Raw genomic sequence first — 12,904 nt, forward strand, 5'->3', positions numbered from 1 at the left:
TAAAAATCCCACCCTCCATATCGAAAGTGAGATTTTTTTAAGTTTAAATCCTCAAATTAAAGATTGTATTACCTTATTGAACGACTTCTTCTCCCTGATAAATCCGAAAGGCTGGAACAATCGTGTCCGAAACAATTTCTTTTCCTTTTTCACGAATGAAGTCCAATTTATAATAGGAATCAAATCTTTGGCTGATTTCCGTTTTCACCAGTTCAGGCGGTGTGACAACGATGAATTGGAACTTCAGTTTTTCGGCCACGGCGAAGATCGGGTCAAGGACATGTGCAGAGGCTGCTTGTCCGAACGGATTATCACAGACTAAAGGAACCCAGCTTTGATCGGTTTCGCTTTTAACTGATAATAACATCATCATCATCACCATTCGAGCGGATAGCTTTTGTCCGCCGCTGCCATCGGATTTCGTCCTAGAACCTTGATTAATAGTCTGCCAGGTTGAATAATGATCTCTTTGCGGTTTCCCGTACATAAAGGCATTATCCGTTCGCATATTATAGACGAGCAGCTCAGGATATCGATTTCGGAGTGATACAAATAAAACTTGCTCATCACTTATCAGTTGTTTTATTTCTTCGTCTAAGGCGCGATTATGATCATCAATCATATCAAATTGTTTAGTGATTTTGTTAATAGCAGTTACAAAATGCTGCTTCAGCAGTGGTTCGATATCTTCCGCCTTTTTAGGTAAGATGTCTTCTTTGAGCTGGACGAGCGGAAAGGATCCTCGTTCATTTTTCAGCTTCATTTTCGCAATCATAGAACGAATCGCCTCTGATATACTCATCACTTTCATGCTGGCACGGCTTGCCCAGAAGTTTTGCGCCTTTTCTGCCCTTTCTTTGTCGCGTTCTAATTGTTCCAACCCACTTTGTGAAAAACGCTTCATATTTTTAACGATACTTTGGATATGTGTATAATGCCTTGTATCCATATGGTCTAGTGTGGTTAATACCTCATTTTTAAAGCGAATCTCCCAATCTTTTCCTTCAATCGTGAGCTTTAAATTCCTTAATGATTGATCGATTTTCGCATGCTTCTCCTGGCCTTCTTCCTGAATCACTTGATGTCCTTCACACCAGGATAAGATACATGCCTTTCCTTGACTCTTAATTTTTTCTAAATCATGAATCGTAAAGGCTGCCGCTTCCTCCTTTAGGATAACGGATAAGGTTAACAAATCCCCTTCGAAACCCGCAATATTCGTTTCTGTTTCTTTTTGGCGTTTCTCAGCCTGCTTTACTTCCTCTTTTGTTAATTTCGTTTGGTCTTTAATTTCTAAAGCCTTTACTTCTAAGTCAAGGTCTGCCCATTCTTCCGGCTGTTTTTCATGCTTTTCAACTTTCTTTCCTGACTTGTCACGCTGTTCGGTCGCATGCTTTAAGGACGTTTCTGCTACTGTTACAGCCGTTCCTTGTTCCCGTTCTTCTTTTTCCGCTGTCTTCGCTTCCTTCTGTGCGGTTTGCAGCATATTTTCTAATATACTGATAGGTTCATCTGGTTCTGGAGCTTTATTCCAATCCTCATCATGAGCATTGAGTTTTTTCTCTAATTTCTTTTGCTGCTTTTGTTCGGTTTCTTTTTTTGCTAGAATAACGAGTAATTCTCTGGCCTGTTCTTCCTTTGATTTCTGGAGCTGTTTTAGCTCTCCAATACTTCCGTTTATCTTTTCTAATAAATGTGATGAAAGATGAGGGACCTCATCACATGGGTCTGCTTTTTCATCAGTAGGAAAAACCGCTTCTTCCATAAAGAACCTGATCTCCTTTATAGTTTGTTCGGTTGTCAGCTTCCATTCTACATACGTTTGATTCCACTGGTTTTGCAGTTCAACTGTATTTTGGAGCTCTTTTCCTATTTCTTGCTGCAGAGAACCTAAGGCTTCCTTTTGTTTTTCTTTCTCTAATTTCACTCGTTTATTTTCTTGATGAAGAATTTTTTCTTGATCAAAATCCTCTAATGTTTCCACATCTTTTGTAATCTTTTCTATTTTACCTTTTGTATTCTCCAGCTGTTCTTTTAGCTGAAGCTGTAATTCTTTTTCTTTTTCTTCTTGTGCTTTGATTTCCTGTAAATTTGTTTTCTTAGAAAGAAGCGCGTTTTGTTCCTGATTGAGAGATTTTTCCATATCAATAGAAAGATCGCTTGATAAAAATCGATCGATTTCCTTTAAAACATGACGTAAGGAGGTTTCTGTTTTTTCAATTTCAAGGAGTGCATCTTTCTTTTCTTCTATTTGTTTAGCAATCTTTATTTTCCAGTTGGTGAATTGGTTTTTATCCGTTAATAGCTCTTGCTCGGTTCCGTTAATGATCACAAAGGAAGTTTGATGATATTCGCTGTTCATTTCCTCCCGCAAGAAAATCGGAACAGGACTTTTGAACATTCTTCCGGAAAGAACCTGCTGATTTATTTTTTGCCATTGCTGCCCGCTTACGACCAAACCGTATGGAAGGAGTGGATACTTCATAAGGTTATTCGCTAGGTCCTCAGCACGTAAGGATTGGAGAAATTGGGTTCCAAAAAACACATCAATGCCAGTCTTCTCATCGATCCATTCCTTTAATTCTTTTACATCTTTATTTGCAACCCAAAAGGGCTCATCGTTTAAGGAATGGTCGAGTTGTGTTTCCCAAAGTTCTTTTTTTATTTGTTCAGCTTGTTGTCGGTTATTGGTTAGTATTTCTTCTATTTGTATAGAATACTTCGATAAGAGCGAGTGAGTAAACGGCGCTGTCGCATCATCTAATAAACCATGAAGTTTATCTAATAATTTTGCTTCTCTTTGCTTTTGCTCTTCATTTGCTAGGTTTAATTCTTCACATTTTTCTTCTGAAAACTGAATCGATTGGACGAGGGTACCATGTGAAGTGGCAAGTTGGTTTTGCCGTTCACTAGACTCTTTATCTTTTACTTGCAACTCTACTAATCTAGCCTTTTTGTCATCAATTTGTTTAAACAGACTTTCGATCAATCCCTTTAAGTCATAGCTTAAGCGGTCGCCAAATGCTTGGATAAGTGCCGCTTCCTTAGATTCAAAGGCATGCATCTGCGTGTAAAGAAAATCAATTTCAGTACTAAGCTGAGCAATCTTTTTTGTCTTTTGCTTATCCTGTTGCGACAGCTCCGTTCCTTTTTTCTTTAAGAACTTTTGATATCCCACATACTGGATAATCGCTTCTTGTATGGATAAATAGGACTGATTCCATAGCTTTTTAGCTTCTTGTTTAATTTCTTCCATTCTTTGATTCACTTGCTCTAAACCGCTATTTTGTTCCAATGTCACAATTTGCTGTGAAAGAGAGCGAATACTTTGTTCATTTTCACTCCACTCTTTCAATAAAGCCTGAAATACTAACTCTTCCTTTCGCTCCTGTTTCTCTAGAACGATGGCTTGTAAGGAAGTATGCTTCTTCCTTTCTTCCACTAATTTCTTTTCCCAATCCATAACTTCTCTGTGAGCTTTTGCATACTCCAGGTTGTCTTTTTGATAGCGTAGTTCTGCTTGCCTTATGATTAATTTCTCTATGTCTTTTTCTAAAGTAAGCAGCATTTCCTCTTCCGTTTGCTTCAAATGCTCTAAAGCACCCAGCAGTTGTCTTCCTGCCTGTATACTTGCTTGAACAATTTCTTTATGTTCAACACCTTTAGCTAGATGCTCTTCAAATGGGACAATGTCTTCTAAAAACTCTTTATGGGCTTGCTCTCTTTTTAAGAGAACAGGCAGGTCCTTAGCAATACTTGCCTGACTCTTGAAAATCTCCACAAGATCGTTCTTTTGATGTTCCGTCCTGTGCAAGACTTGACTAACAGTGGGAACAATTCGTTTTTGGAACAGGGAATGATCATCCTCCGCTCCCTCAAAGTACTTCCCAACGCCGCCTTCATCCTTGTTAATATCTTTCATAATATCCCAGTCTTTACGGTTAATTCCGTATGTATCAAGGATGCGATAGTGCTTCTTCGTATCTCGGTAAACGTCATATCCATTCCATTTTAAATAGTCCTTTAAACTTTCGATTTCAGCAACCTCATCATTATCGTAGAGTGGAATATGCTCAAGCGATGCCTCTTCTTTCCGTTCAAATTCTCTCGTATAAAAGGTAATCGTAGGGAGGATTTTTGTTTCCTGTTCCAATGTTTTACTTTCATTTCCACTTTCTTCACTCATCGAGATCCGCTGTTCGGCTGAGAACATTCCTCCAGTTATCAGATACCGACGGTCAGCACCATCCAATTCCCATTGAATGAGAACATGAAAGGTATAGGGAATAAATTGTTCCTTATTATTAAAGAAGAACTGTTGATAATAACGATTGTTTTGTTTCCCCCACGACGTCCCAGGTTTGAGTATTTGGAAGATCGTTTGAAGGAACACACCTTTCCCGCCCCCATTCATCATCGCTATAAGGCCATTGGTTGATGTCTCTTCATTATGGAAATTAAAAGTGGTATCTTTATATTGCTTTTGCATGCCATCATACTTCAGGCCAACAATTCTAATTCGATGGATTTTCGGCATGCTCATCCTCCTCTGATGTCATTAATTTTTTCAAAACTTCATAACGGTCATAATCGTGATACAGGTATTCAATTCGCTCAAAAAGCTCTTGTTTTGGTATCACCTTTGCTATATCGTCCCGATCCAGAATGACGATCAGCCCCTCCGTCTCTAATAAACGCATAGCGCCGGCAATTAAACCGATTCTTGTCCGTCTATTGCCTTTTTTTACCCCATAATCGTCCGTGTCAACCTCCATGTATTTCCAGGTGGTTACAACTTCCTTCATATCAATTCGTTCGTCTTCCCCGAAGGTCGGTTTAGCTTTAAGAATGCTATCCCATTGAATCATTAGGTCGTTGACTTGCCGTTCTAATGCGTAATAGCTAATCCCTTCGCGCTTCGTGCGAATTTTTGCAGCCTGGTTGCGATCGATGGCAGCTAAAAATGACATAATGACAACACTGATAAGATGAAAATGTTTCTTATTTTCGACTTGTCGATGCTTGTCTTTCATATGGGTAAAATTGGTAGCAAAGACGGAACCAGTAGGCTGGACAACTAATTGGATGCGTTTTGGCGATTCAATGATATATGTACCAGATTCGTCTGCTAATAATAGCACTGTCTGTCGCACTTCTGGATCAAAATAAGTCTGGAAGTGTTCACTATTCTCGTCGATTACTTTATCTTTTAATAAAGTAAAATAGACAGCGGATGCTCTTTTGATCGTTTCTGCATTCATCCTTTCTCCTCCTGTACACATAGTTTAAAAGGGGTCATTTTCGTTTGATACCATATAAAAGGCTCCGCTTTAAGATCAAACTCGGTAAAGATTTTTGTGCCCTCAAAAGTTTGAAATTGTGGATATTCCTTCATTAGTTTATAAAGTAGAATTTCCCTCTCATCGCTTAATGTTTCTTCCTTTCGATAAAGCACTTGAACCTTCAGCGGCTTTTTATCGAACATCATCCATAAATCAATCGTTTCAGATTCTTCAAACCATAAATCCTGCACTTCTAATGGCAATGTCGCTAAATCTGCTAACGAAAACTCTCCGTTGCTTTGTAAAAATTGAAAAACATAACTCCATGCCTTAATGACAGATTCCCAGTTCGTCACTCGCAGACGAGTAATGCTTTCTTCTGCCTCCTCTTCAATTACGGCATCAGTTAGTTGTTTTTCATCGAATTCTTGCTCACCCCAAATCCAATCGAGCGGCAAAATAAATTCATTTTTCGGTGAAAATAAAGGAGAAAGCACCGTTTCGATTTCCGTAAAAGTTTGAATTCCATTCTTCATGAACCAATTTTCATAAATATTCTCTCGAAAGGAGACCAAACTGTTTTCCCAAAACAAGGAAGGGTTTTCCACTTTTAATTTCATTTCATAGGAAATATTTTGAATAACCAGCTTAGCAAAACGATCGTGCAATTGCCTTGTATGGCCAATTTTTTCTTGGAGTAGAATCAATTCTTTCTGAATATAATCATCTTCTTCATTTCTTCGTTTCGTTTTATCGATCATACTAGTGATGGTACGGAAGTGGTTTTTTTCTTCTTCAAATTGCTTTTCAATTTCCACACGATTATCAGCCCTTTGCCATTCCTCTTCCATCAATAAGATTTTGGGATTGTTGATCATTTCCTTTTGAAAGGAGAATTCTTTTGCCATTAAGCGGTTTACTCGTGAAATGAGGTGATCGAGGTTTCGAGTAGCTTTTCTAAAATTTCCGTTTTTAATCAGCTGCATACTGTAGAGTTGTTCAATCGTGATCGAGAATTCCTCAGCCATTTCCCTGCTCATAAAAATCATTTCCTGAGCAACATCCGTGAGTTTATAAACAATGGATCCACCCATCTCTAAATTGGTATATAATTCATCCATTGTGACATATCGGAAGACCTGAGTCTCCCAGGATTGTCTTATTTCATCGTAATATAAGGCTTCAAACGGTTTACTATACTCTTCTTTCCCCTGATACAGGAGCCCGCTTGTTATCCGTTCAATTTGCTTATCGTCTGCTAAAAGCTTCATTTGCTTAATGGAATCTTCCACCATATACTTGATATCTGACTTGCGTCTATGATCATCATCATTTAATTCTCTATAAAAAATGGTCAGGAGCACTTGCATGAGTATGGTTTGGATATGAGGTTTAAGCTCACCCACTTCCATTCCCCTCCCAAGCTCAAACAGCGGATTTAATCGTTGCATTCTCTGGGCGAATCCTTCCCATGATTCGTTCACATCCATCGCCTCCATGTTTCTATGTTTAAGACTTCTTGTGGGATCCGCTTATTTTCTTGCCATAATTGCATTAATAAGACTTGCTCCTCTGCCGTAAACCATTGAAAGAATGCATCACGGTATTTGCTGTTTTGTGTTTGCCCTTGTTTCTGGTTATTCCTTTGTTCTAGACATTGTATCATTTTGCGATAAATTTTTAAGGCAGGCTGAATACAGCAATCCGAGTATTTTTCGATAAGCCGAATGAGGATCCCGTATCCTGCGGCATCAAGGTCTCCTGCGTAATAGAAAAGATAGGGTTTGGGCGGAAATATTCTGAAGAAAAAGGAAAAGCTCCGTTCGATTTTTGTCCCTTCACCATATATGATTAATTCAGGTTCATAATCGAGCTGACTGGCTTCCAATAACTTAATGGAAGTATGGAAGAATGATAGATTTTCGACGATCAGAACCCGCTGAATATCTTTTATTTCTTTCCCTTGTTTCATCCAAAATACAAAAGGCTCCCCGTAATTCACCATTTTAAGTTGCTCTTCAGATACTCCAATTCTAGCTAAAAACCCTTTTCCATCCGGAAAGCTATCATTGTCTAGTAAGAATTTTTCATGACCAAAGAGCTCCAGACTTCTTTCTTCGTATGACACGTTTTCCCGTTCCTGACTGGATTGGAGAAAAGTATAAACATGTTGGATTCGATTCCATTCGTCTTTCGTTTGCCATTCGGGATGCCGTTCATAAAAGGAAAAATCAAACTGATCACCTAATTTCATCATCTCGAGACGATCCCATTTGAGTGTCTGAACTTTTATATTAACCCAGTAATATAAGGCAAGCGCTGGGGTTCTTCCATTATATTGATTATTTGGAATAGGGATCAATTGTCCTTCCGCTTGCAATGTTTCAATGGCACGATAAAACAACGAATAGCCGTCCATTTCAAAATAATCATCCAAAAGCTTGCGCAACTGAAGTTCTAGATCGTTAATATTTATTTTCTTTTTTTGGTTAGGGTGTTGAATATCAGCTATAAATCCTCTCACCCGTGTTTCAATGATATCGATAATAATTCACCTACTTTAATCTCTTAGTGTCATAGGAATAGACTTTTACGATCCCATTTGGACATCCTTTTATTATAAACTAGTTGAGTTATGGTTGGTAAATGAAATTTTCTTGATATAATGACCGGTGCAAAATGACAAATAATACACGCCTTAGTCAGTCCGACCATCATCGTCCCATAAGTGAAGTGACTCTTCAAGCAGACGAACTTAATCATTTATTAATGGAGCATTTGTACGTTAATATTAGCACAGCTCATATAGCTAGCTCCCTATTAATCCTTCATTCATTTCGGGTTAGTATTAAAGATTAGAAAACGATACTTTATTTATTATTTTGCATATTTCTACTCTCATAAATGTGTATTTACCTATATAATAGTTATTTCTTGGTAAGCTCCTAACAGACCTTATAAAATTATTAGCTCTTTCATGGTTTATCAACAATACACATTTTTTCACTTATGAATCACCTTAAACTTACTATACTGAACATTTTCTTAACCTTATGGTGTCATATAGGTATTGATCTGCATATGGTACACCAAGTAATGCCAAATGTTTATAGGGGGGTATTTGTACAGGCAATTCCAGGAACAAACGTATGGTTACTATACTTATGGAACAAAGTTAATTAGCATCTACTAATGGTTCGCTTTATGCATTATCTTTTTAAAGAAATGGAGGTATTGTATGACAAATTTTTATTCCTTTCACGGGACTGTCACTATGATTAGTGATTTTTTTACAGGTCAAAATGGTGAAGGCTGTAATAAATTAATATCTGTAGAAAACGGATTGGGAGCATTAGTAAATTTCGTGGTGTCACCCACAACTTACTTTGTTGACCATGTAATGGTGGCAGTAGGAGATCGCGTGACTGGATATTATGACGGAAATGCACCTGCTCTTCTGATTTACCCTCCACAATATCAAGCACTTGTCATGGTAAAAGATAGCCCATATCAGAATGTAAAAGTAGATTATTTTAATAGTGAGTTGGAGAGTAGTGATGGACGATTACGATTAAATATTTCTCCATATACTCAAATAGTATTAACAAATGGGCAACTCTTTTCAAGAACCCCTGCGAACAGAGATCTAATTGTTATATACGGACCTGTCACAAAAAGTATCCCCGCCCAAACCACACCCTATAGAATTATAGTTTTGTGTATACGGTTATAATAGAAAATTCCTGTTTAGAATATTAATTGCTATACAAAAACACAAAAGACTCGTCCATTTTGGTTAGTTTTTTTATTATATTTTATTCTAAGACCAAAGGACCCGTTATCCATCCTTGCAGCCAAGTTGTCCAATACAGAGGATCGAATATAATGCGAATTTCTGGTTTAGCTAAACTGTTTGTTAACACAACAAGGAGCTGCCAAATGGCAACTCCTTTCTTTGCAGCCGTTGATGAAGATTAAGGTATATTTTCTCCAATTTCTTTATCCTTGTGACTTAAACAAAGAGGAAATCTTTGTTAGTCTATAGAACAAAAAAATTTCTCTTATTTAATAGAATTTAATAAAAAATAGCAGAACGAAATACAGTCTTTACCTTCCAAAATAAAGCATTATTCTAAATATGCAGGAAGTTCTTATCCATTATAACTATTTATCGCCTTCGTTTTTGTTTCAATTCTTTATCCAAAACGAAATATGCAAAAGGCAATTAAAAAAGTTGTTGGAATTTGGAAAATACTGTGGTTGTGGGGAAAACATTAGATGAGCTTTTTAGGAGACCGTTTTCGTTACAGATTGTCCCTTTAGTATTAGGATATATATTATATGTACATTGTAAAAAAAACAGCGAAAATTCGCTGTTCTACTTAAACAAATTAAATGCCATTTTTGTGTTGGTTTCAAATAAATCCATAAATCCTTTTTGTGCAGTTTTAAATTGATTTACAGCCTCTTCACGAATATTTCTTTGCTGTTCGATACTATTTTTAATCGATTGTTGGAACTGCTCTTGTGACTGATTTAATAAATTTAAACTTTCTTTGTATGGAGTGGAGGTTAACTGTTGAACACGGTTATTTATTTCATCTAGTTGAGCATACCACTTTTCGAAAGTTTGGCTTGCTTGTTCACCGTAAACTGTATCAACATTTTGCTTTACATAATCGCGAACATCTGCAATTAATTTTTTCTGTTGTTCTTGGATAAAGTCCATTCCTTCAGCAATTTTCTCCAATGATTCTTTTTGTGTTGTAAATGCTTGAAGCAAAAGATTTTCTATTTCTTTTTGAGAATCGGTCACCTTGTCCAAACTGTTTGTCCAAATGTTTAATAGAGAATCACCAAAATTAGTAACGAACTCATTGTTTAATTCCATTATAAAAAACCTCCTAATTAATAAATAACACTATATGTAATTTACATCTATATGAGAAGCTTGTCAAATATAAGCTGATTAAAGGGGAACTCGAAATTCGCGGACGAAAGGTCAACTTAAGCAACATCACCGCTAATGTACTCAACCTGTCTGCTGAAAGAGATCATATTGCCCAGCCGCACCAGGTGTAAGCGTTAATGAAAGTAATATCTAGCAAAGATAAAACGTATATTTCTCTTCCAACCGGACACGTATCTGTAACATTTGGCTCTAAAGCAACAAAAGTCACTTATCCAACAATAGGAGATTGGCTGGAACAACGGTCAGATTAACAAAAATTTTAGGATTTGCAATCTTTTTGTGGAGTCCAGAAGTTGGTTCCTTCTTCTGTTTACGCCGAACGTCCAAGAGGAATCTCTTGGACGTTTTATTAAAGTAGCAGAACTTCACTCCACTACTTCATATTTAAAAATCCATATCTATGACTTCTTTAATAGTCCCTTTTACTTGATCACTTTCGACTAATTGTCCTTCTTTAATATCTTTCACTTCTTCCGCAGGTTCAATGTCAGGATTATACTTATTTGGATTGGTAACCGGACGTAAGGTAAGTTCCTTTTTAAGTAAGTTAATCTCGTCTAAAAACTCTCTGCGGAGGGAGTTTAACAACGTTTGGAATTCTTCCTTGTCTAATTTTTGCTCACCCAGTTTCGTTACAAAATCCCGCAACTCGGTTTCTTGGCCGGACCCCATCTCATAAGGATCTTCAACAAGACGTGATGCGAATTTTTGTTTAAGTAAGTTGATCTCACCTAAAAACTCTTCACGAAGTGAATCAAATAAGGTTAGAGCCTCTTCTTCTTTTTCCAATTTATCTAAATCTTGCTCAACAAGATTTGTAATATATTCCTCCAGATCATTTGCTTGTGCTTTTTGCTCAAGTATTGAATACACCTTTGGAGAGATTTTCAAAGTTTCTAAAGTAAGCAATCCACGTTCGTATTTACTTCCTGATTCCTTATTCATTAATCTGACCTCATCCGTTTGGTGATTAACCGCAGTTAGAAAAATGTTCGATAGTACGTAAAATGGTGAAACCATCTGTGCACCTAGATGCGAATACATATTGTTTAATCCGCCAATGAACTTTTCACCAAGAAGATGATCTTTGTTGTTCATACATTCTCCTCCTCTTCTTAAGCGAAAACTAAATTTGTTTCATGCCTGCTTATTATTTCTAGACCATATAAATTTAACTTTCTTGTATCTTGAAGGAAAAGATGATTTTGCTCTCTAATTTCGTCTCCATACCTTATATTGATCGATTCTTGGATGAATTGTTTAAGGATGCTGGCTATTCCACCAATATAAACATATTTATAGACCTTATCTTTAGGTGATGGGAATGTGTTTTCAATTTTCGTTAGTAAAATTTGTGTGTACTCCCTTAATGACTCATGGATTTGCACTGTGAGATCAACCTTTTTACCGCTATTTCCATCCCTTTGCTCCATTTTTGTATTCTCAATGTTATTGATAATGAATTCTTCTAGTGAACGCACATCAACAAAGTACTCGAGTAACTTTTCACTTCTTAGTTTCTCAATGTGTTTTAGATACGAAATATCGGCGAAGCAATTCAATGATTCCCTGCTCTTAGGAGCTTGAAGTCCTACTTGAAGCAAAGCAAGATCAACAGTCCCTCCACCTAAATCCACAATTAGAGTTTCAAAGTTTAGAAATGAATTTGCTTCCTCACGATCTTGTAAATCAAAATCTTTCTTAATTGCCCAACGAGCAACTTCACTTTCAATCCGGCATTTGCTTGTTTCGACGTGAATGGATACAACTCTTTCAAATCCTGGTGTTAAAATCGTAACTTTGTGCTCCCCTTCAAATCGACTTGCCATTTTATTTTGCATATCACTGAACTTGTTCGTTTTCTTAAGCAACCAAATTGGAAGCATGGTTGAAAAATAATTAATGTTCACTCGTGTATCTTCAATGCCGTTCCCTTTTAATACATTGTAATAAGCTGCTGACGCTAGGAACATCACATAGGGAATCTCAGATTCCGTTTTATCATGAAGTTTGTTGATATGACTGTTTCCTAATACTTGTTTTTCCGCTGAATCGCCCACCAGATAATATTTCTCTACACCGTCTATCGTAGTTGAAATGAGTAAACTTTGAAGAAGTGATTGGGGATCATGGAAAGTAGACGGAAAGTGGCCGTCTGCCTTTTCCCTCGTTATTTCTACTACATTTGTAGGAATCTCAAAATAATAACCGTCCACAAGGGTTTGAAAGACCGAATTACCAAAATCGACATTTTGACGTTTTATATCCATTATTTCTCCTCTTTTCATGTTTTTTCCTCATATTGATTATATATTTTTCTATTCTATTTGTCTAAAAATGTTAAAAATTTAGATTATTATAAATTAATATTCGACATTATCCTTCCTATAAATATGTTTACCTTTTACGGTTACAACCACCTTCTGACCCTCTGTTACACTAATTTTTATTATCACGACAGTGAATAATTAAGGCAACATGAACGGTGGATTACAAGAATGAAGCTGCCTGGAATGACCGGCAGCTTTTTGAAGTAGTTATACTAAATAATTAATCAGTTTTAAAATTAGAAAAAGCTGTCACAATGACAGCTCTGGCCTAAACTCTAGAAGTTGTTTATGGAACATAAACCATTTAGTTTGTTCGTAGA

8 protein-coding genes and 1 pseudogene are annotated in these 12,904 nt (G+C 36.8%); 2 read left to right on the forward strand and 7 right to left on the reverse strand.

Translation table 11 applies throughout. The features are described 5' to 3' along the window. Positions 1–73: 73 nt before the first annotated feature. Genes AB7942_RS18275 through AB7942_RS18290 form a run of 4 tightly spaced genes read right to left on the reverse strand, consistent with a single transcriptional unit; the run spans position 74 to position 7,806 of the window. A complete protein-coding gene (locus AB7942_RS18275) occupies positions 74–4,537 on the reverse strand; it encodes a hypothetical protein (protein ID WP_369447982.1) in 4,464 nt (1,487 codons plus the stop codon). Continuing rightward, positions 4,515–5,261 carry a DUF6063 family protein gene (locus AB7942_RS18280; protein ID WP_369447983.1) on the reverse strand — a complete coding sequence of 249 codons (747 nt, stop codon included), beginning with the start codon at positions 5,259–5,261 and terminating at the stop codon, positions 4,515–4,517. Before AB7942_RS18280 ends, AB7942_RS18275 begins: the two co-directional genes overlap by 23 nt. Next, positions 5,258–6,772 carry a hypothetical protein gene (locus AB7942_RS18285; RefSeq protein ID WP_369447984.1) on the reverse strand — a complete coding sequence of 505 codons (1,515 nt, stop codon included), beginning with the start codon at positions 6,770–6,772 and terminating at the stop codon, positions 5,258–5,260. Before AB7942_RS18285 ends, AB7942_RS18280 begins: the two co-directional genes overlap by 4 nt. Further along, positions 6,763–7,806, reverse strand: coding sequence for a Wadjet anti-phage system protein JetD domain-containing protein (locus AB7942_RS18290; protein WP_369447985.1), 1,044 nt, complete (start codon positions 7,804–7,806; stop codon positions 6,763–6,765). Before AB7942_RS18290 ends, AB7942_RS18285 begins: the two co-directional genes overlap by 10 nt. 714 nt (positions 7,807–8,520) lie before the next feature. On the opposite strand from AB7942_RS18290, the gene AB7942_RS18295 reads away from it, so the two are divergent. Then, positions 8,521–9,015 carry a hypothetical protein gene (locus tag AB7942_RS18295; RefSeq protein ID WP_369447986.1) on the forward strand — a complete coding sequence of 165 codons (495 nt, stop codon included), beginning with the start codon at positions 8,521–8,523 and terminating at the stop codon, positions 9,013–9,015. A 645-nt stretch (positions 9,016–9,660) separates the two neighbouring features. On the opposite strand, the gene AB7942_RS18300 is transcribed toward AB7942_RS18295, so the two are convergent. Next, entirely contained in the window at positions 9,661–10,173 is a 513-nt protein-coding gene (locus tag AB7942_RS18300) for a hypothetical protein (protein ID WP_369447987.1), read from the reverse strand. A 71-nt stretch (positions 10,174–10,244) separates the two neighbouring features. Here AB7942_RS18300 and AB7942_RS18305 point away from each other — a divergent pair. Continuing rightward, positions 10,245–10,505: pseudogene (locus tag AB7942_RS18305) on the forward strand (class III poly(R)-hydroxyalkanoic acid synthase subunit PhaC); the annotation flags it as partial. A gap of 133 nt (positions 10,506–10,638) precedes the next feature. Here AB7942_RS18305 and AB7942_RS18310 read toward each other — a convergent pair. Further along, positions 10,639–11,352: a hypothetical protein gene (locus tag AB7942_RS18310; RefSeq protein WP_369447988.1), complete on the reverse strand. Its 714-nt coding sequence runs from the start codon at positions 11,350–11,352 to the stop codon at positions 10,639–10,641. A gap of 17 nt (positions 11,353–11,369) precedes the next feature. After that, complete coding sequence (locus AB7942_RS18315) at positions 11,370–12,524, reverse strand: Alp7A family actin-like protein (RefSeq protein WP_369447989.1); 1,155 nt, start codon at positions 12,522–12,524, stop codon at positions 11,370–11,372. Positions 12,525–12,904: the final 380 nt, after the last annotated feature.

Source organism: Neobacillus sp. BF23-41 (genome assembly GCF_041106275.1).

What these genes read in the sequence shown, in the direction of transcription:
- AB7942_RS18285 (WP_369447984.1), bottom strand. Translation starts at nt 6,772, where the DNA reads ATGGATGTGAACGAATCATGGGAAGGATTCGCCCAGAGAATGCAACGA.
- AB7942_RS18280 (WP_369447983.1), bottom strand. Translation starts at nt 5,261, where the DNA reads ATGAATGCAGAAACGATCAAAAGAGCATCCGCTGTCTATTTTACTTTA.
- AB7942_RS18310 (WP_369447988.1), bottom strand. Translation starts at nt 11,352, where the DNA reads ATGAACAACAAAGATCATCTTCTTGGTGAAAAGTTCATTGGCGGATTA.
- AB7942_RS18315 (WP_369447989.1), bottom strand. Translation starts at nt 12,524, where the DNA reads ATGGATATAAAACGTCAAAATGTCGATTTTGGTAATTCGGTCTTTCAA.
- AB7942_RS18275 (WP_369447982.1), bottom strand. Translation starts at nt 4,537, where the DNA reads ATGCCGAAAATCCATCGAATTAGAATTGTTGGCCTGAAGTATGATGGC.
- AB7942_RS18295 (WP_369447986.1), top strand. Translation starts at nt 8,521, where the DNA reads ATGACAAATTTTTATTCCTTTCACGGGACTGTCACTATGATTAGTGAT.
- AB7942_RS18300 (WP_369447987.1), bottom strand. Translation starts at nt 10,173, where the DNA reads ATGGAATTAAACAATGAGTTCGTTACTAATTTTGGTGATTCTCTATTA.